Source organism: Arcobacter aquimarinus, assembly GCF_013177635.1.
Lineage (GTDB): Bacteria > Campylobacterota > Campylobacteria > Campylobacterales > Arcobacteraceae > Aliarcobacter > Aliarcobacter aquimarinus.
Map to the genome: position 1 here is coordinate 2,165,817 of NZ_CP030944.1, position 22,184 is coordinate 2,188,000.

A 22,184-nucleotide genomic window follows, 5' to 3' on the forward strand; every position below is an offset into this window, starting at 1 on the left:
TAAGTATAGCTTTACCAATACTAGCACTTCTTATTTACTTTGTACTAGAAGGAAATTTTAATAATGATTTTATTAAAACTAAAGTACTACTTGAATATACATCTAATACATCTTTTTTAATAGTAGGAACATTTATATTTGTTGTTATTTTAGGAACAATAACTTCTTATTTGAGTGCAAGATTTGAATATTTTGGAGATAAGTTTTTTACTATTTGCTTTATATTACCACTTGCTTATCCTGCTTATATTTTAGGATATGCTTATGTGGGGTTTTTTGAATATAGGGGAATATTATCAGAAATTGTAGCTAATAATAGTATTCGATATGATATATTAAATGTCTATGGAGCGATTTTTGTTTTTTCTATTGCAATGTTCCCTTATGTTTATATTTTAGCAAGAGTATCTTTTGCTTCTATTTCATCAACAGTTTTTGAATTAGTTTCTTTACAACAAATGAATCCCATCAAAGCCTTTTTTAAAGTATATTTTCCTCTTGCATACCCAGCAATTTTTGCGGGAAGTATTTTAGCAATTATGGAAACACTAAGTGATTATGGAACAGTTTTATATTTTGGTGTTGAAACTTTTAGTTTTGGAATATTTAAAAGTTGGTTTGGATATGGAGATTTAGCAGGAGCTATAAATGTAGCTATTGTTTTACTTATTTTTGTTTTTGGTATTTTATGGACTGAATCTATTATTAGAAAAAAATATAGATTTGTAAGTTCAACTCATAGTGCAAAAAAAGTTTCAAAAATTAGATTAAAGGGTAAATATAATATTTTTGCTTTTTTAATTTCATTTGTAATTGCAAGCATATCATTATTTATTCCTACATCTGTTTTAATATACTGGTTTATTTTAGATTTTAATACTTTAGATTTTACTACTTTTGGTTATTTATTAAATACCTTACAACTTAATATTATCTCTTCTGCTGTAATTATTTCTTTGTCTTTTATAGTTATTTATATGTTACGATTTTATCCTTCGAATATAGCAAATATTACACATAAAATTTCTATATTAGGATATTCAATTCCTGGAGCTGTCGTTGGAGTTGGACTATTAATATTTAGTAGCTTTTTAGACAAAAGTTTAGGCTTTATACTTTTTAGTGGAACTTTTTTTATGCTTATTTTTGCTTATGCCACTAGATATTTTGCTTCAAGTATTGGCTCAATTGAAAATGGTTTTAGTAAAATTGATTCTAGTATTGATGACGCAAGTAAAATTTTTGGGAAAAGTGAATTGCAAAATATCTTTAAAGTATATTTACCATTAATGAGACCATATATTTTAAGTGGTTTTTTAATTTTATATATTGATATTGCAAAAGAATTACCAGCTACGTTAATATTAAGACCTTTTAATTATGATACCCTAGCTATTAGAATATATGAATTAGCAAGTAATGAAATGCTTTATAAAGTGGGTTTCCCTTCTCTTGTTCTAATTATTACAACAGCTATTGCTGTTATGCTTTTAAACTCTAAATTTGTGAGAAGAAAAATATGAATGAAATAGTTCAAGTAAAAAATTTACAAAAGATTTTTTGTAAAGGTAATATTTGTATTGCAAACAAAATTAATTTATCAATTAATGAAGGTGAAATTTTCACTATTTTAGGTAAAAGTGGAAGTGGAAAAACAACTTTTCTAAGAATGATTGCAGGCTTAGAAACCCCAGATGATGGAGAAATTTCAGTTGATAATAAAACTGTTTTTTCTAAAAATACAAATCTTTCACCAAAAGATAGAAAAGTTGCTGTAGTTTTCCAAAATTATGCTCTTTTACCTCACTTAAGTATTTCCTCAAATATAACATTTGGAAGCAAAGCTTCAAAAGATGAATTAGAAGATGTTTTGGAAAAAACAAAACTAAAAGGTCAAGAAAATAAATTTCCTCATGAATTAAGTGGTGGGCAACAACAAAGGGTTGCGCTAGCACGTGCTATAATAAATAAAGCAAAAATACTTTTACTTGATGAACCTTTAAGTAATATAGACACAGAATTAAGATCTCATTTAAGAACTGAATTAAAAGAAATGATAAAAGCTTTTAATATCACTGCATTATTTATAACTCATGATAAAGAAGATGCCTTTTATTTATCAGATAGAATTGCAATTATGCATGGGGGAAATATTTTACAAGTAGGAACAGCAAAAGAAGTTTATCATCATCCAAAAGATTTATATTGTGCAAATTTTTTAGGAAAAATAACTCAACTTGAAGATAACACTTTTATAAGACCTGAACATATAGAAATTTGTCCAAATGGTCAATTTGAAGCTGTAATAGAAAATATAGTTTTTTATGGAAGTTTTTATGAAATTACAATAAATACTGGAAATAAAATTTTATTAGTTCATAGTTACAACGACCATTTAGAAATTGGTCAAAAAATAAAATATAAGTTTAATGGAGAACTGTTAAGTTTTTAAACATAAAAATATTATATTTATTTTAAATATTGTAGAATAATTCTATGATTATTAAAATATTACCAATTATTTTATTTTTTATTGTTACATTAAATGCAAATCAAAAAGTAACCCTTTATCTTGATTGGTTAAATCAATTTCAATTTGCAGGTTATTATATAGCTAAAGAAAAAGGTTATTATAAAGATTTGGGCATTGATATTGAAATTAAAGAGTTTCAAGGTGATTATAATTCTATAATAAAAAATGTAATTTCAAATGAAACTATTTATGCAATTGGAAAATCTTCTTTAATATTAGATAATAATCAAGATAAAAATATTATTCTACTCTCAACTATTTTCCAAAAATCTCCTTTAATATTATTAACTCTTGAATCGTCAAATATAAAAACACCTAAAGATTTAGAAAATAAAAAAGTTATGATTACTTCTGATGCAAAAGAATCTGCTTCAGTTAATGCAATGATTTTATCTCAAGGATTAAATTTAAATAGTGTTAATTTTTTAGAACATACTTTTGATATAAATGATTTATTAAACAAAAAAGTTGATGCTTATGCTGGATATTTATCAAATGAACCTTATTTATTGGATAAAAAAAATATTAAATATAATATTATAAATCCAAGTGATTATAATTTTGATTTTTTTGAAGGAATATTATTTACTTCAAAAAAAGAGTTATCAAATAATCCAACAAGAGTTCTAAATTTCAATGAAGCTTCATTAAAAGGTTGGGAGTATGCTTTTAATAATATTGAAGAGAGTGTAAAAATAATTTATGAAAAATATAACACTCAAAATAAAACTTTAGATGAATTAATATTTGAAGCAAATATACTAAAAGATTTGTCTAATATAAAAGAAGAAACTCTAGGTACTATTAATTTAAATAAAATTAATGAAATAAATTCATTTTATAAATTTTTAGGATTAAATGCACAAAATAACTTTGATGCAGAATCTTTGATTTTTGATAAAACAAAAGTTTTACTTAATAAAGATATAAATAGTTATTTAAGAGATAATCAATTTACTTTACTTATAGAAAATAATAAAATTCCCTATTCTTTTAAAATTACAAATGAGCAAGTAGGGATTGAAATAGATTTTTGGAATCTATTATCAGAAAAAACAAATAAAGCTTTTAATATAGAAGAAAGATTAAGTACAAAAAACTTAAACATATTCACAAACAATATAAAAGTTCAATTCAAATATAGTACAAAACCTATAAAAAATAATAAGTTCGTTTATACAAATTCTATAGCTAAAATTCCAATAGTAATGGCAACAAAAGATAATAAAAATTTGATAAATAATTTAGAATATTTAAGTAATGTAACTGTTGGTATCTCAGAAAAACTAGATTTGATAAAAGAATTACAACAGAATTATCCAAAAATTAATTTTATTGAGCTTAATTCAGTAGATAATGCTTTTAACAAATTAAAAAATGATGAAATATATGGATTTATTGATGATATTTACTCTATTTCTCATAAAATAAACTATGAAAATATTAAAAATATTAAAATAGTTCAAACATTACAATATAACCTAAATATCTATTTAGAAAGTGAAAATATTAACAAACCATTTATAAATCTTCTAAATATTGCAATAAGTAAATTAACTAATGAAGAAAAAAACAATATATTAAATGCTTATCAACAAATTTTATATCATGATAAAACTAATATAATTGAAATTTTAAAATATATTGTTCCTCTATTTTTTTTACTTAGTATTTTTATGTTTTTAAATTATAAATTGAATAGTGAAATCAAAAAAAGAAAAAATATAGAAAAAGAGTTATTAAAATTAGCAAATAAAGATAGCCTAACAAATATTTATAATCGAAGAAAAATCGAAGAAATTTGTGAAAATGAAATAGATAGAAATTACAGATATAACACTATTTTCTCAATAATTTTCTTTGATTTAAATGACTTTAAACCAATAAATGACAAATTAGGACACCATATTGGAGATGAAGTATTAATCAATGTGGCACAAACTATAAAGAAAAATATAAGAAATTCAGATAGTTTAGGGAGATGGGGAGGAGATGAATTTTTGATTATTCTTCCAGAAACAAATCTAGAACAAGCTAAAAAAACTGTTACTCATTTAGAAAAGAAAGTTTCAAATATCATCATTGATTCAAATAAAAATTTAAAAATATCTTGTAGTTTTGGTGTTGCACAATATAAGAAAAATGATAGTTTCGACTCATTGATGGAAAAAGCTGATAAACTTATGTATGCATCAAAAACAATTTATAAAAATAAGAAGAAGGGTTAAACCCCCTTCTATTCAACCTCATCTTCAACAGTTTCTAATGCTGCTAAATAATCTTTAAATCTTTTTTGTCCTAAATTATCAGTTCTATAATCATTTATTAATTTTTCTATATAAGATACTATACCAGTTGCTGGAACTTTAACTCCAACTTTTCTTGAAATTCTACTTTTGCTCGTACCTTCTAAATTTCCACCCAATAAAACTTCATAACCTTCTACTCTTTCACCTTCATGTCTAATCATACCTCCAACAAATCCTATATCTGAGATTTGTGGTTGAGAACATCCATTTCCACAACCTGAAATAGAAATTGTTACATCATCTTTAAATTCAGGGAATTTTTCTTCTAATTGAATCACTATTTTTTTAGCAAATTCTTTAGTTTCTGTAATTCCAAATTTACAAAACTCTTTTCCTGTACAAGATTGTAATCTTGCTCTAAAAGGAGTTGGATTGTATGGATAACCTAAAGCTACAAATTCATCTGCTAAAGCTTGAGCTACTTCATCTTTCACACCATAAACTACAAAATTTTGAGTAGCTGTTAATGCGATTCCACCTGCATTATATTTTTTACAAATCTCATACATTGCTTGAAAATCACTTCCTGCTACTCTTCCTGAATTTGTTGCAAATCCAATATAAGAATATCCAGCTTGTTTTGCTTTATTAATTCCAAAATGATTTCTATTTTCAAACGAAGCAATTTTTGGTTCTACCAATCCTTCTTGAAGTTTATATCCAATATTTTTTTCTATCTCTTCAACAAACTTTTCAATTCCCCAATCATTTAATAAGTGTCTAACTCTTGCTTTGTTTCTATTATCTCTATTTCCATTATCTCTAAAAATTTCAGCACATGCAACTGCAACTGCTCTTACTTGTTCTGGTTTTACATATCTATTTGCACGTGTAGCTATTTGTTTTGATTTTGATAAACCTCCACCAATAGTTAAATCAAATAAAACTCCACCATTATCAGCTTTAAAAGCAGTAAATGCAACATCTTGAATTTCGTGAGCTGCACAATGACATTTACATCCAGAAATACCTATTTTATATTTTCTTGGAAAATTACAATAACTATCTTCATTTTCATCAAAATATGTATCTACTTCTTTTACTAAATCTCTTACATCATAAATTTCATCTTCATCAACACCACTTACAGGACATGTCATGATTGGTCTTGGTCCATCACCTGATGCCATTCTTGAAGTAAGTCCAACTGATTGTAATAATCTAAAAATTTCTGGCATATCTTTTATTTGAATATAGTGAAATTGAACATTTTGTCTAGTTGTAAAATCTACTAAACCTTGAGCAAAATCTTTACCAATTTTTGCCATAACTTCTAGTTGTTCTAAATTCATTTTAGTATCAACAAGTTTTATTCTTTTCATAAAGTATTTTTTGTCTTCTAATCCATCACTATTCACATGAGGATACATTCCATACCATTTTAATAAACCAATATAATCAGCTGATAAAGGAATTCCTTCATTTGCTTCTTTATATATATCATCAATAACCCTTAGAGGATTTCTTGAAGCTTTTAATTGCTCTAATGCTGATAATTCTTTTGCCATTTTTCACTCCTAATATTAAAGATATAATAATATCTTTTACCTTATATTTACAAAATTATATCCTATAAAGATAAAAAATTAATTAAATTAATCTTGATTAATTTACTATACTTTTTAATTAGATAAAAATATCCATTTAATTGAAGATTTTTTTTATAATTATAAATTGAAATATCTTTTAAATTATAATTATTTTTATTCAAAAAAGCCTTAGTATAGGCTTTACATAAAGATATAATATTTTTAAGATTTTTTTTAGGATATTTCTTTTTTTTATGGTTTATAATTACAATATAGAATAAGAATTAAATCATATATGATTTAAAAATCTTAAATAAGCTCTTATTCTATCTAAATTTCGCAGGAGAATAAATTGGGTGTTTCATTTATAAATGAGCCTAAAAACTTTGTTCCTTTTTTAGACCTTCTAAAACAATTAATTAGAGTTCCATCTGTAACAGGTGCAGAGCACTCTTTTTTATTATATTTAAAAAGAGAATTAGAAGAAATAGGAATAAAAACACAATATTATGATGGTTTATTAGTTGCGCAAGGAAAAAATCCTACAAAAGGGATGCTAAGTGCTCATATTGATAGACATGGAGTAATTTGTACGGGTCCAAATGAGTTTCAATTTGCTGCATTTCTTGCTAAAAACCGTTCAGATTTAAGAGGGAATTCCCTATCTGAACAAACATATCAATTAATCGCAAAAAGATATATCAATCAGCAAGTCCAAGCTTATGAACCATGGAGTGGAAGTTATCTTGGTATTGGAAAAATTCATGATGCTTATATGTGTGAAGAGATAAATAATTTAATTTTTAAAATAGATGGATTATCTCATTTACAACCAGGAACTCCTATTGCTTTTAGTGATAAACTAAAAAGAGAAGATGATTTAATATCTGCACAACTTGATAATGTAATATCTGCGGCTATAATAATCTATTTATATCAAAATGGCTTTCAAGGAACTGCATTTTTCACAGCACAAGAAGAAGCTGGTAAATCTTGGAGATATGTTTATGAATGGTTTAGAAAAAACAATATGACTACAAATGAATTATTAGTTTTAGATACAAGCCCTTATGAAACAAGAGTTGAAGCAGATGTTCAACAAGTAGTTCTAAGAAATAGAGATGCAAATGCTAGATTTAAATCTCCTGTTTTAAAACAATTAAAAAACTTTTGTCACAAAAACAGAATTGATTTTTCTTGTAAAGATACATTTATACAAGAAAAAAATAGAGTTAGAAAAGAGAAAAATTTACCTTTACTTACTCTTGGTAGTACAGAGCTTGGTAGAATTGTTATGGAATCAAAGGGAACTATTCAAGGAACAACATTACAAATACCAACAACAGGTTATCATACAGTTGAAGAGACAGCATCAATCAAATCTGTCAAAGCAATTTTATATATTTTAAGCAGTTTATATATTGAAAAAAATGCTTAATAACAAATCATAAAACTATTTTAATTTAGAGGAATTTAAAATTATGGATTTAGCTATTATTTACGAATTAAGAGCAAATGACGTGAGTGAAGAGCATATTGAATTAATCATGGATAGAGTGAAAAATAGATTAACAGAAGAAAATATAGATAAAGAGTTAGTAAAATTAGGTTATCCTAAAATATTTACAGTAGATTATGATGAATATGATAACTACGATTTTGATGATGACTATAGTCCTAACCATAAGGGAAATTATGAAGAAATTGACTAATAAAGAGCTTGTTAAAGTTTATTATGATGAATTATGGAATAAACAAAATAGAGAGTATATAGATATCTTATTTGACGATAATATAACATTTCATGGTTCATTAGATATATCAGTAAAAGGTAAGGAAGAATTTAAAAAATATATGGATACTATTTTAACTGGTATTCCTAATCTTTTTCACAGTATTGTAACCATGGTATGTGAAGATGATACCATTGCTATTAAAGCATTGTACAACGGTAGACATACAGGAAAACTTTTTGATTACGAACCAACAAATAATAAAATTGCTTATAGTGGAGCATCTTTTTTTAAATTTAAAGATGGTAAAATTATTGATATTTGGGTTCTTGGTGATTTAAAAACTCTTATTAAACAACTTTCATAAACATATGTTTATGAAAGATTTGTAAATCTTTTTTAATAATAAACACTCACTTTTATACAAAACAAAGGCTTATTTTGAACAATCATTTAATAGAAATTTTGAAAGAAAAAACAAATTTTTCATCTAAAGTAATTTTAAATATCATCAAACTTTTAGACGAAGGTTGTACTATTCCATTTATTGCAAGATATAGAAAAGATTTTACAGATGGTGCAACAGATGAACAACTTCGTATCTTTGAAGAAGTTTATGAATATTCTAAAAAACTTCTTGCACGAAAAGAAGAATTGATAGCTCTTTTAAAAGAGAAAAACTTTTTAGATGATAAAGTTCTAAAAAATCTTGAAAGTGCAACTACACTTCAAGCTTGTGAAGATATTTATGCACCTTACAAAGAGAAAAAATCTTCAAGAACAACCTCAGCTATTGAAAATGGTTTAGAACCATTGGCAAATATTATTCAAAGTATGAGATATTCACTTGAAGAGATAAATCAAAAAGCAAAACAATTTTTAAATGAAAATGTTACAAATATAGATGAAGCACTAAATGGTGCAAAAGATATTATCGCACAAAGATATGCAGATGATTTTAAATCAAAAGAAGTTTTAAGAAACCTAATAGCAAATTGGGGAACGTTAGAAATAAAAGAGACAAAAGAGTTTGATAAAAATGGTCTTTATGCCTCTTTTGCAAACACAACTGAAAAAATAAAATATATAAAATCACATAGAGTTTTAGCTATTTTAAGAGCAGTAAATGAAAAACAACTCTCAATAAAAGTTGAAATTGATGAAAATCATATTTTAGAAAATATTAAAAAATATAAAATTCCAACAAATGCAGCCTCTTCAAAAGAGTTAGTATTTGATGCTTACAAAGATGGACTAAAAAGATTACTTCTTCCAAGTCTAAAAAGAGAAGCAATAACAAATCTAAAAGAAAAATCAAGTAGTGAAGCCATAGAACTTTTTGGAAAAAATCTAAAAGAACTGCTTCTTACTGCACCACTTGTTAATCAAGTGATTTTAGGAATGGACCCAGGATATAAAACTGGTTGTAAATTGGCAGTTATTGATGAAAATGGACTTTATTTAGATAGTTCTGTTATATATCCTACAAAACCAAAAGAAGATATATCAGGTTCATCAAAAGTTGTTTTAGATTTAATCAAAAAATATAAAATCACAAGTATAGCAATAGGAAATGGAACAGCTTCAAGGGAAACTGCAAACTTTATAAATGAACTAATCAAACAAAATAATTTAGATGTAAACTATGCAATCGTTAGTGAAATAGGAGCTAGTGTTTATTCTGCTTCAAAAATTGCAATAGAAGAGTATCCAAATCTTGATGTTACAATAAGAGGTGCTATTTCCATTGCTTCAAGGCTTCGAGATCCTATGGCAGCTTTAGTAAAGATTGACCCAAAATCTTTAGGAATTGGTCAATACCAACATGATGTAAATCAAAAAGAGTTAGCTTTAAAACTTGAAAATATAACTATTGACTTAGTAAATAAAGTTGGAGTTGATTTAAACTCAGCTTCCTATAAACTTCTATCTTTTATATCTGGTATTACAGAAAAGTTAGCAAAAAATATAGTTGAACATAGAAATAAAATCAAAAAGTTTAATACTAAAAATGAACTGCTTAAAGTAAAAGGTATTGGAGAAAAAGCTTACGAGCAATGTGTTGGATTTTTAAGAATCAAAGATGGAAAATCAATCTTAGATAACACAGCAATTCACCCAGAAGATTATGAAGTAACAGCAAAACTACAAAAAAACTATAAAGTAGAAGAGATAAAAGATTTTGAAAAAGTTTCAAATGAAATAAATACAAGTTTACTAAAACTAAAAGATATCATAACTGAACTTTTAAAGCCAGGATATGATGTAAGAACCCAGTTCAATCAAGTGAAATTTGCAAATGATATTTTAGATATCAATGATTTAAAAGAAGGTTATATTTTAAGTGGAATAGTAAGAAACATAACAGATTTTGGTGCTTTTGTTGATATTGGACTTAAAAATGATGCCCTACTTCATATCTCACAAATAAGTGAAAAAAGAATCTCTCATGCAAGTGATGTTTTAAATATCAATCAAAATCTTGAAAATCTAAAAGTAATAAGTGTAGATCTAGAGAAACAAAGGGTTGGTTTAAGTCTAAAATGAAAATATCACAATCAAATATAGGAATAATGTATATTGGATTATGTATTTTTCTTTGGTCACTACTTGGCATTTTTGTAAAATTTGCACAATCAAACCTAGACCATTATCAATATATGTTTTATTCATCAGCTTTTTCATTTTTATCACTGTTAGTTTTATCAATCATAAATAAAAATTTAAAAGAAATTTTTACATATTCGAAAAAAATTCTTTTATTTTTATTTGCATTAGGATTTTTAGATTTTACATTTTATTTACTTCTATATTTTGGATATCATCATGCAAATTCTTTAGAAGTCTTAGTTATCCAATATACTTGGCCAATTTTTATAGTAATTCTATCTTTAATCATTTTGAAAGAAGAGTTCACAAAAAGAAAACTTTTCGCTGTTATATTAGGATTTATTGGAGTTAGTTTAGTTATAACAAAAGGCAATATTTCATCTTTTAGTTTTGAATCAATAGATGTTTTGTTAATAGTAATGTTATCTGCTTTTTGTTTTGCTCTATTTTCTGTTTTAAGTAAAAAAGTTAAAATTGATGCCATAAACGCCGTTATGATTTATTTTTTTGCAGCAACAATTTATTCATTTATAAGTATGCAAACTTTTTCAAGTTTCGTTTTCCCAACATCAAAAGATTGGATTAGTATTTTAGTAAATGGAATTTTTATAAACGGTATATCTTATGTATTTTGGATAAAAGGACTTCAAATCTTTGATGCTTCAAAAGTAGCACCATTTACATTTATAATTCCTATTTTATCAGCATTTTTTCTAATTTTAGTTTTTGATGAACCAATTTTAATGATTTATTTTATAGGACTTGCTTTTGTAATATTTGCAGGATTAATAAATAGTATAAGAACTAGAAAAGATTTATAGTTCTTATACATATGATATCTAATAAAAAGCCTTAGGTTTAAGTAATTAAAAATTATCTATTATTTAATTTTATCTCTACTTAAACCAAATGTTCAGGTTCATGAAATAAATAACCTTGAGAAAAATCAATTCCTAAAGATTCAACAACATTTTGAACTTCTTGACAATGTACAAACTCAGCAACAGTTTCAATCCCTAAAACTTTAGCAAAATTTACAATAGTTAAAACTGTCAATCTGATATTTTCATTTATATGGATATTTTTAATCAAAGAACCATCTATTTTTAAAAAATCCACATTTAATTTTATAATATATTCAAAATTTGAATATCCTGTCCCAAAATCATCTATCGCAACTCTACAACCAAGAGCTTTTGCTTTTCTTATAAAATCACCAACCTCTTCAAATTTCTCTATTCCTTCTGATTCTACAATTTCTAAAACAACCCTATTTGCTACTTTTGTTTCTATTAATTTTGAAAATAAAAAATTTATAGTTTTTTCATTTTTAATATCTTCAATCATTAGATTTATTGAAAAAACAGCATCTTTATCTTTGAAATATTCGCAAGATTTTTCAATAATCTTTTTTGTCATAAGTGGATATAGTCTTGCTTTTTTTGCATGTTCTAAAAACACAAAAGGAGATAAAATTTTTCCATTTGGAAGTTTCATTCTCATTAATGTTTCATATTTTATATCTTTTGTTTTATTATTTATAATTTTTTGCCCATAAATTAGAATATTATCATCTTTTAATGCTTGTTTTATATCTTTTGTTAGTTCAACATTACTCTTTAAATTTTTATATATAGGCATATTTTCATCAAATATTCCTATATCAACATTTATTTTTTTTGCCCAATAGAGTGCAATTTCTGCATGAGTTAATATTTTTTCATTATAATCAGCAATTCCAACTGTAACTGAAATATCAAAACTATCTTCATCTATTAAAAAACTCTCTCTATCACATAAAATATTAAGATTTCTACAAGTTTTATCTAATTCTGTTAATTTAAAATTTCCAAATGCTAAAAAAGCAAAAACATCACCAGAAATTCTATAAACATTGAGATTTGTACTTTTAAATACTAATAATCTTTTTGCAAAACTTTTTAATATTTTATCTCCAATTTCTATACCATAAGAGTTATTTATATCCTTAAATCTATCTATATTTATTAAGGCAAGTTTAGGAGAAACCAAATTTTTTAAATCATTTAAAAGCTTTTGTCTATTTGGTAATGCTGTTAATTCATCAGTAAATTGCTCATATATTAATTCATCTTTTTCAAATAAAGCACTGATATCATTTCTTATTGCAATATATTCTACAACATTATTATTTTTATCTATTATAGGAATTATTGTTGAATCAACATAATAAGCTTGACCATTTTTTTTTCTATTTTTAATAATTCCTTTAAATGTTTTCTTTTGATTTATTGTATTCCATAATTGAGTAAAAAAATCTTTTTTTGTATCAGAATGCCTTATTATATTATGATTTTTTCCAATTAATTCCTCTTTTGTATATCCTGATATTTCACAAAATTTATCATTAACATAAGTAATCATTCCATTTAAATCAGCTTTTGAAACAATAGAACTTTCATCTAAAGCTCTTTTATACTCTTCAAGTAATGATAAAGAATCATATAAACTTTTATTATCATCACTTGTACCTAAAATAGTTTGATTTATTTCATTAATAAAATTATCTTTTTGTTCTAATTTTATTTTTTGTTTTACTATTTCATCTTTTAAAGTTCTAATTTCTTCTATATTTCTAAGTGTTAATTGAATAATATCTTTATTATTAAGAGATATTTTTTTTAAGTTTACTTCTTTTAAAAAAGTTTTATTGTCAAGTTTTTTAAACAACCATTCAAAAGTATATTCACCTTCTTCATAACATTTTTTAATGTAATAATTTGATTTATCAACAGAAAGAGTTCCATCAGGTTGGTATTTTGAAGATAGTTGAGAAGGATGTAATAAAATAAGCTCATCTAAAGAGTTCATATTAAATAACTCTAAAGCTTTATAATTTGCATCAATAAAATATGATTTTTCCATTAAAAAAACTGGCTGTGAAATATTATTAAATATCTCTTTATAATAATCAATATCTTTATTCATACAAATTCCAAATTCTTAAATTGTTTAGGTATTGTACTATATATTTGTTACTATTCATCTAATTATCGCAAAAACTAGAGATTTCTCTAGTTTTTAAATGCAATAGTATCTACCTCAACCAAAACATTTTTTGGCAAAGTTTTAACTGCAACTGTACTTCTAGCAGGTGCTGTTTCACCTTTGAAATATTGTGCGTAAACTTCATTGAATGCAACAAAATTATCCATATCTGATAAGTAACAAGTAGTTTTTAAAACATTTTCAAAAGAACTTCCAGCTTCTTCTAATACAGCTTTTAAATTTTCCATAACTTGTTTAGTTTGCTCTTGAACTCCACCACTTACTATTTCCATAGTAGTTGGGTCTAATGCGATCTGTCCTGATGTGAAGATTAATTTATCAAAAGCAGTTGCTTGATTGTATGGTCCTATTGCACTTGGTGCTTTTTGTGTTGAAATTATTGTTTTCATTTTATATCCTTAATTAGTAGCTTTATTAAATTTTTTGTATTATACAAGTTTCTTTCTTTCTCTTGGGAAAAACAACTCAAAATCTTTTTTTATATGACTTAAAACTTCTTGATTTACTTTTATAAATCCTTTATATTCAAGTGCAGATAAAACAATAGCCTTTGAATAATCTAAAACATCTATATCAACTAAATATTCATTTACATCTACCCATTTTGCATCTATTATCTCTTGTGTATCTTGAGTATTTATTTCATAAATTTTAGGAGTTGCTGTACATAAAACATATAAATTTGATTTATGAAATTGATGAGGATAAAAATGTCCTAAAGAGATGATTGATTCAAATTCTACTTCTATTCCAGTTTCTTCTAAAACTTCTCTTTCAAGTGCTGTTGAAATCATTTCACAATTATCAATATGACCACCAGGAAGTTTATATCCAATATGAAAATGTTTCTCTTTTATAACTAAAAGTTCGTTGTTTTCATTTATTACTACAGCACCAACTCCTAAAGTATGATTTGCTGCGGTAGGAATTATGGCATCATCTTTTAATCTTTTAACAACTAATATGTAATTTTCACCACAAGAATGAAAAATAAATCCTTGATTTGTAGCTATTGGTATAAACTCAGATTTATTTATACTTATATAAATCCAAATTAAATTTCTTCTATTTTCTACACTTTTAATTAGAAAATCAAGATTTATTTCAAACTCTTCTTTTGTATTTGGTAAATATTTTTCATCAATTGTTATGCCATTATATGGATCTAAAACTGTTGTAAAGCAACCTATATTTTCTAAACTTGTATTATTCATCTTTTTTCCTAAATATATTTTATTGGTAAATAAAAATCTAAAATAAATTCATCATCTTCAACTAAAAAATGATTTTTATGATACATAGTATAAGAAGGATTAGTAGTAGTTTCATATCCACTTTCTATTAACCAAGTGTGATAAACCCATTGAATTAATTTTATAACATCACCATATTTTCCAGTTAATGAAAATTTTGCATAAATTCCTTTTGGAATTATCAAAGTTGGAAGTGATAAATCTTTTAATTTTTCTTCTTCATTTTCTAAAACTACTATTGCAATATATTGACACTCTTCAAGTGGAGTGATAATTGGATTATCATGGTGAAGTGCCATTTGTTTATACTCTTTAATATCATTTGTATAAATCCATGTTTGAAGTTTTTGCCAAGTCTTTTTAATACTTCTATCATAACCTTTATGTCTTATATAATAGCCTTTTATTTCAGGCATTTTTACAATAGTTTGTTCTATCTTTGAAAAATCTATTGTTTGATTGTTTGTAGAGATTTTTTCAACAATTTTATTTGAATACTCTTTATAACCACCATTTTTCCACATCTTTGGAGTCATTAAAAATCTCTCTTTAAATGCTCGTAAAAATGAAGTTTGAGAACTGTATCCTGTCATTTTTGCAATATCTGTAATTGTTGAATATTTATTTGTTATTAGTAAATTTGCAGCTTTTTCAAGTCTTATTGATTTTATACTTTCATAAATATTTTTTCCAAACTCTTCTTTAAAAATACGGTGAAGATGGAATTTACTAATATCAAGTTCCAAACTTAGTTCATCAATATTTATATTTGTTTCTATATATTTATATATATAATTCATCACATCATTTGCGATTCTTGCTCGTTTTTCATAAGTTGATTTTTTCATAAAAACAATTATAACAATAAATGTATATAAAAATGGCAAAAATAGATAATAATAAAAGCATTTTATGTAAAGAATAAAAGAGAAAATTGCTGTATTCTTTCACAAAAAAATTTAAAAGGATATATATGAAAAGATCATTTATTAGAGAAATCCTTGAAGCAATCGATGAAGAGACTATTTCATTTGCAGGTGGACTTCCAAGTGAAAAACTTTTTCCAGCTGAAGATATAAAAATAGCAACATTAAAAGCTATGGAAAATCCAAAAATATACCAATATGGAATTAGTAATGGAATTAATGAATTAAGAACTCAAATTGCAGCTCGTTATACAAAAGAGGGATTTCCTACAACTAAAGATAATGTTTTAATTACAACAGGAAGCCAACAAGCTATGTATATTCTTGCTAAATATTTTGAAGATAAAGATATTACTATTGAAGAACCTTCATATTTAGGAGCAATGAATATATTTAGATTAAATCACTTAAAAATGGAAGGTGTAAAACTTGAAAATGATGGAGTTAATGTAGAAGCATTTGAAAACAGCTTTAAAAATACAAAATTAACTTATCTAATTCCAGATTTTCAAAATCCATCGGCAACAACATATAGTGATGAAAAAAGAGAAAAAATTGCAGATATTATAAAAAAATATGATGGTATTTTAATAGAAGATTCTCCTTATGGTGAACTATTTTTTGACAAAAAAAATGTATCAATGAGTTCTAAACTTCCAAAAAATTCTTTCCATTTAGGAAGTTTTTCAAAAACTTTAGTTCCAAGTTTACGAATTGGTTGGATTAGAGCAGACGAAGAGTTATTAAAATCACTAATGATTATTAAAGAGAGTATTGATTTACACTCTTGTGGAATTTCTCAATATATCTTAACTGAATATTTAAAAGATGAAAAAAAATATGAAAAACATCTTCAAGATATTAGAGATGATTATGAGAAAAAAGCAAACTTCTTCTCTGAACAATTAAATCTAATTATGCCTGAGTTTAAACATGAAAAACCAAAAGGTGGAATGTTCTTATATGGAACTTTTGGAGATGGAATTGATACTTTTGCACTTGTTCAAGAGTGTTTAAAAAAGAAAGTTGTTTATGTTCCAGGAAACCAATTTTATATTGATAAAATTCCAAATGGTGAGATTAGATTTAACTATACCCATTCTACTTTTGAACAAATAGAAAAAGGTATAAAGCTAATAAAAAGTTGTTTATAACTTATAAAACTTTTGCTTTTTTTAGCCTTTGGTAATACCAAAAAGCTAAAAAAGCAAGGGCGATTAAAATAGCTACAATTATATATCGTAAATACTCTTTTATTAAACCTTCATTATCTCCTAAATAATAACCTAATACTGTTAAAATAACAACCCATATTCCTGCACCTAAACTTGTATATAAACAAAATATAAACAAATTCATTCGAGAGAGTCCAGCAGGAAAAGAGATGTATTGTCTAACAGCAGGTATTAATCTTCCCGAAAAAGTAGAGATATGACCATGATTTTTAAAAAACTCTTCCATTTTTACAATAGTTTGTTCTTTTATAAAGAAATATTTTCCATACTTAACTAAAAACTTTCTTCCAAATTTTATAGCTAAATAATAATTAAATAAAGCACCAGCAAGAGAACCTAATATTCCAAAAAGAATTACTAAATACATATTCATTTCACCCTTGTAAACCAAATAACCTGCTGGAATCATAACAACTTCAGAAGGGAAAGGGAAAAAAGAGCTTTCTAAAAACATCATTATAAAAATACCTGCATAACCTAAAGTTCCTACAGTTTGGACAATAAAATCAATTATAGTTGAAAGCAAGATTTATCCTTTAGATTAAGTTTTTCCATTTTGAAATAGAGTTATTTATAAGTTCAAATATTTTTTCATTTGTTAGTTCTGTTTCATCAAAATAGTCAGAAACAATTTTTAAAATATAAAAATCTTTTATATTCTCTTTACATATTTGAGAAAAAAACATAGCTTGTTTATCAACAAGTAAAGTTTCAAGATTTTCATCTGTTTCAAGAGGTTTTTCAACAGTAGTAATATTAGCAAAATTTAATCCACCAATAAATCTATTTGTACAAAAAAGTGTTCCAAGTGCAATTGAACCATCACTACAAGAAGCAATACTTAAATCAAATGCTTTAGAAATTGAATAGTTTTTAAAAATATAATCTAATGAGTTAACTATTGAATCTTTACTTATACCAGATATAATAAGTAAAATATCATCGTTTGAATATATTTTATTTTCAAATGAAGTTTCAAGTTTTTTCAAACCAAAAAAATCAATGATAGGAGTAGCTTCAGCTAAAGAAGTTGTATGAATTAAAATTTTTGACATAGAATCAAAATTAAGGCAAAAGCCTTAATTTACTATTTTTTTAATTCTTTAATTCTTGCAGCTTTACCTTTTAATCCTCTTAAGAAGTGAAGTTTAGCTCTTCTTACTCTTCCTTTTCTTACTACTTCAAATGATTTTAAAGATTCAGAATATAATGGAAAAATTCTTTCAACACCAACAGAGTTTGCACCAATTTTTCTAATTGTAAAAGTAGAATCTACACCATTACCACTTCTTCCAATAACAATACCTTCGAAAGTTTGAATTCTTTTTTTCTCACCCTCTTTAATTTCAACACCAAGTCTTAAAGTATCTCCTGCTTTAAATTGAGGAATTTGTTTTTCTGCAATTTGCGCTGCTTCAAAGCTCGCAATGTATCTATTTTTCATTGTATTTCCCTTTGGTGAAAGTGCCCGCATTTGCAACTTGCGGGGTATCACACTTTTATTTAAATTTTTTGTTCGTAACTAAACCTGGTCTAAAGTATTTTGTTTTGCAAATAGACAGATTCTTTTTTAGGTCGGCAATTTTATTATGATTTCCCTTTAAAAATTCTTTAACAACACTTAAATTTTGGAAATTTTCAGGTTTTGTAAAAGATGGTGCTTCAAGCAGATTATTTTCATAACTTTCCACATCTAAAGAATCAGCATTTCCAAGTACATTTTCAACATTTCTTGCAATCGCATCAGCCATTACTAAAGATGGTAATTCCCCACCTGTTAATATAAATTCTCCAATACTAAACACTTCATTTGCATACTTTTCTATTACTCTTTCGTCAATTCCTTCATATCTACCACTTACAAATACAATATTTTTTTTCTTTGCTAATCTTTTTGCGTCATTTTGTTTAAATGGTTTAGCAGCAGCTAGCGGGAATATAATATAAGCATCTTCATTTTTCTTTTTAATTTCATCTAAACAATCAAATAAAGGTTGACAAAATAGAAGCATTCCAGCTCCACCACCTACCATTTGATCATCAACTTTTTTATGTTTGTTAATTGTAAAATCTCTTGGATTATAAAATTCATAAGATATAAAGTTTGCTTCAATTGCTCTTTTTAAAATGGAATCATAAAAATATGGTTCAATCAAATTTGGGAAAAGTGTTACAAATGTAAATTTCAAAATAAAATCTAGCCTTTTTTAGTTGAAATGTTAACATAATTATTTTTATTTGTAATTAAGGATTAATCATTTACACTTCGAACTTATTTATTTTAAAGGTTTTAATTGAAGTTATTAAATGGTTTTGGAAAAAAATACTTTACTCTTTGTTCAATCCAAGCACACTCTGTTGCTATTACATTACATAGTGTAATTACATCTAGTAAAAATCATTTAACTACAAAATTAAAAATCTCTTCAAATGAAGAGGAAGAAGAATCTCCTCCAAATCTTCAAGAAAATTTATTATCTTGTTTTATTCAAAATAAAAAACCTTGTCATTGCGATTGTTTATTTAAAAGAAGAACGGCATTAGCTGTTGCTTTATTTAAATTTATTCCAAGATGTCCTTACTATACAACTTACTTCGCATTTAGAAGAACTGGTGTTCATCCACCTATTTTCTAATTAATCTTACTTTTAACAAATCAAAACAAAAAAATATACAACAGGATTAATTATGCAAAAAAATTATGTAATAGGATTTCCAAGAATTGGAGAAAAAAGAGAACTTAAAAAAGTTTTAGAAAAATATTGGTCGAAGCAAACAGATTTTAATGAAGTAAAATATGTAGGTGAACAACTTAGAAAAAGACATTGGAATTATCAAAAAGAAGCAAAAATTGAGTTTATTTCTTCAAATGACTTTTCATATTATGACAATATGTTAGATACATCTATTTTATTAGGAGCAATTCCAAAAAGATTTGAAAATCTAAAAGATGAAGAGTTATATTTTGCAATGGCAAGAGGAAATGAAACAAGTGTTGCAATGGAAATGACTAAATGGTTTAACACAAACTACCATTACATTGTTCCAGAAATTTCTAAAGATACAAAATTTAAACTAAATAGTAAAAAAGTAATTGAAGAATATAAAGAAGCACTTGAGTTAGGAATAAAAACAAAAATAAATCTAATTGGTGCAATAACATACCTTGGACTTTCAAAAAGTGTAGATAATAGTGATATTTTTACTCATATAAATAGTGTTGTTGAAATTTATAAAGAATTATTATTAGAAATTTCAAAATTAGATGATGAAATTGTAGTTCAATTTGATGAACCATTATTTGTAAAAGATTTAGACACAAAAGTTTTATCTTTAATCAAACCTGTTTATGATGCCCTAGCAAATGTTGCACCAAATATTAAAATTGTTGTAACAACATATTTTGAACACTCAAATGAGGCAACAAAAATTTTAGTAAACACTCCAATTTGGGCTTTAGGATTAGATTTTATTTATGGAAATAAAAATTTTGAAGCTTTAGAATTTATCAAAAATTCAAATAAAATTTTAATTGCTGGAATAATTGATGGAAGAAATGTTTGGAAAAGTAATTTTGAAGAAAAAGTAAAACTACTTGAAAAAATTTCAAAAATTTTGGATAAAGAAAATATTATAGTTGGAACTTCTTGTTCACTTTTACATGTTCCATTTACTTTAAATTATGAAGAAAATTTAGATAAAGAGATAAAATCTTGGTTAGCATTTGCAAATGAAAAATTAAAAGAGTTATCCCTTGTATCTAAACAATTTTTTGATTTTAAACTAAATTTAGAAGAAACAGCAACTATAAAAAGAAATATTGAAGATAATAATCAAAGAAAAATCTCTTCAAAAATTCATAATAAAGTAGTTCAAGACGAAATAAAAAATCTTAAAAAATTTGAAAGAACTGATAAATTCCAAGATAGAATAAAAGTTCAAAGAGAATTTTTTAAATATGATTTTTTAACAACTACAACTATTGGTTCATTTCCTCAAACACCTGAAATCAGAGAAAATAGAAAACAATATAAAGCAAATGCTATTTCAAAAGAACAATATGAAAATGAAATCAAAAAATATATTGATGATTGTGTAGCTTTTCAAGATGAAATCGGACTTGATGTTTTAGTTCATGGAGAACCAGAAAGAAATGATATGGTTGAATATTTTGGAGAATTAATGGATGGTTTTGCATTTACTCAAAATGCTTGGGTTCAATCATATGGAAGTAGATGCGTAAAACCACCTTTAATTTATGGTGATGTAAATAGAGAAAATCCTATGACTGTTGAGTGGATAAAATATGCTCAAAGTAAAACTAAAAAAGTTATGAAAGGTATGTTAACAGGACCTGTAACAATTCTTAATTGGTCATTTGTAAGAGATGATATGCCAAGAAATGAAGTTGCAAAGCAAATTGCACTTGCAATAAACAAAGAAGTTGATGATTTACAAAATGCTGGAATAAAAATGATTCAAGTTGATGAAGCAGCATTTAAAGAAGGTTATCCACTTAGAATTGAAAATATAAAAGCCTATGAAAAATGGGCAGTTGAAAACTTCCGTCTAAGTGTAAGTTGTGCAAAAGCAAATACTCAAATTCATACACATATGTGTTATAGTGAATTTAATGACATTATTAAAACTATTGAAGCAATGGATGCTGATGTTATTTCTATTGAAACAGCAAGAAGTGGAAATAGACTTTTAAGAATTTTTAAAGAAGTAGCTTATAAACAAGAAATAGGACCTGGAATTTATGATATTCATAGTCCAAGGGTTCCAAGTGTTGAGGAAATGGTAAATCAAATTAAAGCTCTAATCGAAGTTTTACCAAAAGAACAATTATGGATAAATCCTGATTGTGGATTAAAAACTAGAAAATGGCCTGAAGTTAAACAAAGTTTAAAAAATATGGTAGAAGCTGTAAATATTGTAAAAGCAGAAATAAACTAGAGCTAATGCTCTAGTTTAAAAATATGTTTTGTTATATACATTAATTATG

At 25.4% G+C, this 22,184-nt stretch carries 20 protein-coding genes; 11 read left to right on the forward strand and 9 right to left on the reverse strand.

All coding sequences use genetic code 11. From position 1 onward, the window contains the following. Positions 1-17 precede the first annotated feature (17 nt). The 3 genes from AAQM_RS10945 to AAQM_RS10955 are packed head-to-tail and all read left to right on the forward strand — an operon-like array spanning position 18 to position 4,761. On the forward strand, positions 18-1,523 hold the full coding sequence (locus tag AAQM_RS10945; protein WP_275406535.1) for an ABC transporter permease: 1,506 nt from the start codon (positions 18-20) through the stop codon (positions 1,521-1,523). Beyond that, positions 1,520-2,452, forward strand: a complete 933-nt coding sequence (locus tag AAQM_RS10950; RefSeq protein WP_129094758.1) for an ABC transporter ATP-binding protein — start codon at positions 1,520-1,522, stop codon at positions 2,450-2,452. The genes AAQM_RS10945 and AAQM_RS10950 overlap by 4 nt, the downstream gene beginning before the upstream one ends. Before the next feature lie 44 nt (positions 2,453-2,496). After that, positions 2,497-4,761 carry a diguanylate cyclase gene (locus AAQM_RS10955; protein ID WP_129094757.1) on the forward strand — a complete coding sequence of 755 codons (2,265 nt, stop codon included), beginning with the start codon at positions 2,497-2,499 and terminating at the stop codon, positions 4,759-4,761. A gap of 8 nt (positions 4,762-4,769) precedes the next feature. Here the strand turns inward: AAQM_RS10955 and AAQM_RS10960 are convergent, their stop codons facing one another. Then, positions 4,770-6,350: a nitrite/sulfite reductase gene (locus AAQM_RS10960; protein WP_129094756.1), complete on the reverse strand. Its 1,581-nt coding sequence runs from the start codon at positions 6,348-6,350 to the stop codon at positions 4,770-4,772. 373 nt (positions 6,351-6,723) lie between these two features. On the opposite strand from AAQM_RS10960, the gene AAQM_RS10965 reads away from it, so the two are divergent. The 5 genes from AAQM_RS10965 to AAQM_RS10985 all read left to right on the forward strand — a co-directional run bounded on the left by AAQM_RS10965 (position 6,724) and on the right by AAQM_RS10985 (position 11,535). Beyond that, on the forward strand, positions 6,724-7,809 hold the full coding sequence (locus tag AAQM_RS10965) for a peptidase M42 (protein ID WP_129094755.1): 1,086 nt from the start codon (positions 6,724-6,726) through the stop codon (positions 7,807-7,809). Between the two features lie 43 nt (positions 7,810-7,852). Beyond that, entirely contained in the window at positions 7,853-8,083 is a 231-nt protein-coding gene (locus tag AAQM_RS10970) for a hypothetical protein (protein ID WP_129094754.1), read from the forward strand. Beyond that, positions 8,067-8,471, forward strand: coding sequence for an ester cyclase (locus tag AAQM_RS10975; RefSeq protein ID WP_129094753.1), 405 nt, complete (start codon positions 8,067-8,069; stop codon positions 8,469-8,471). The genes AAQM_RS10970 and AAQM_RS10975 overlap by 17 nt, the downstream gene beginning before the upstream one ends. 74 nt (positions 8,472-8,545) lie before the next feature. After that, entirely contained in the window at positions 8,546-10,651 is a 2,106-nt protein-coding gene (locus AAQM_RS10980; protein WP_129094752.1) for a helix-hairpin-helix domain-containing protein, read from the forward strand. Then, positions 10,648-11,535 (forward strand): DMT family transporter, encoded by an 888-nt coding sequence (locus AAQM_RS10985; protein WP_129094751.1) that lies wholly within the window; start codon positions 10,648-10,650, stop codon positions 11,533-11,535. The genes AAQM_RS10980 and AAQM_RS10985 overlap by 4 nt, the downstream gene beginning before the upstream one ends. Before the next feature lie 79 nt (positions 11,536-11,614). Here the strand turns inward: AAQM_RS10985 and AAQM_RS10990 are convergent, their stop codons facing one another. The 4 genes from AAQM_RS10990 to AAQM_RS11005 all read right to left on the reverse strand — a co-directional run bounded on the left by AAQM_RS10990 (position 11,615) and on the right by AAQM_RS11005 (position 15,863). Continuing rightward, on the reverse strand, positions 11,615-13,681 hold the full coding sequence (locus AAQM_RS10990) for a bifunctional diguanylate cyclase/phosphodiesterase (protein WP_129094750.1): 2,067 nt from the start codon (positions 13,679-13,681) through the stop codon (positions 11,615-11,617). Positions 13,682-13,767: 86 nt separating this feature from the next. After that, entirely contained in the window at positions 13,768-14,151 is a 384-nt protein-coding gene (locus AAQM_RS10995) for a RidA family protein (RefSeq protein ID WP_129094749.1), read from the reverse strand. Positions 14,152-14,190: 39 nt separating this feature from the next. Next, positions 14,191-14,976 (reverse strand): NUDIX hydrolase, encoded by a 786-nt coding sequence (locus AAQM_RS11000; protein ID WP_129094748.1) that lies wholly within the window; start codon positions 14,974-14,976, stop codon positions 14,191-14,193. Positions 14,977-14,984: 8 nt separating this feature from the next. Next, entirely contained in the window at positions 14,985-15,863 is an 879-nt protein-coding gene (locus AAQM_RS11005) for an AraC family transcriptional regulator (protein ID WP_129094747.1), read from the reverse strand. Between the two features lie 125 nt (positions 15,864-15,988). On the opposite strand from AAQM_RS11005, the gene AAQM_RS11010 reads away from it, so the two are divergent. After that, positions 15,989-17,095 carry an aminotransferase-like domain-containing protein gene (locus tag AAQM_RS11010; RefSeq protein ID WP_228254502.1) on the forward strand — a complete coding sequence of 369 codons (1,107 nt, stop codon included), beginning with the start codon at positions 15,989-15,991 and terminating at the stop codon, positions 17,093-17,095. A 1-nt stretch (position 17,096) separates the two neighbouring features. On the opposite strand, the gene AAQM_RS11015 is transcribed toward AAQM_RS11010, so the two are convergent. The 4 genes from AAQM_RS11015 to trmD are packed head-to-tail and all read right to left on the reverse strand — an operon-like array spanning position 17,097 to position 19,365. Beyond that, entirely contained in the window at positions 17,097-17,702 is a 606-nt protein-coding gene (locus AAQM_RS11015) for a DedA family protein (RefSeq protein WP_129094746.1), read from the reverse strand. A 10-nt stretch (positions 17,703-17,712) separates the two neighbouring features. Then, positions 17,713-18,231 carry a hypothetical protein gene (locus AAQM_RS11020; RefSeq protein ID WP_129094745.1) on the reverse strand — a complete coding sequence of 173 codons (519 nt, stop codon included), beginning with the start codon at positions 18,229-18,231 and terminating at the stop codon, positions 17,713-17,715. Between the two features lie 32 nt (positions 18,232-18,263). Further along, positions 18,264-18,620 (reverse strand): 50S ribosomal protein L19, encoded by a 357-nt coding sequence (gene rplS, locus AAQM_RS11025; protein ID WP_129094744.1) that lies wholly within the window; start codon positions 18,618-18,620, stop codon positions 18,264-18,266. A gap of 55 nt (positions 18,621-18,675) precedes the next feature. Further along, entirely contained in the window at positions 18,676-19,365 is a 690-nt protein-coding gene (gene trmD / locus AAQM_RS11030; protein ID WP_129094743.1) for a tRNA (guanosine(37)-N1)-methyltransferase TrmD, read from the reverse strand. A gap of 105 nt (positions 19,366-19,470) precedes the next feature. Here trmD and AAQM_RS11035 point away from each other — a divergent pair, with 105 nt between their 5' ends. After that, a complete protein-coding gene (locus AAQM_RS11035) occupies positions 19,471-19,812 on the forward strand; it encodes a hypothetical protein (protein WP_129094742.1) in 342 nt (113 codons plus the stop codon). Between the two features lie 52 nt (positions 19,813-19,864). Continuing rightward, positions 19,865-22,135, forward strand: a complete 2,271-nt coding sequence (gene metE / locus AAQM_RS11040) for a 5-methyltetrahydropteroyltriglutamate--homocysteine S-methyltransferase (RefSeq protein ID WP_129094741.1) — start codon at positions 19,865-19,867, stop codon at positions 22,133-22,135. Positions 22,136-22,184 lie beyond the last annotated feature (49 nt).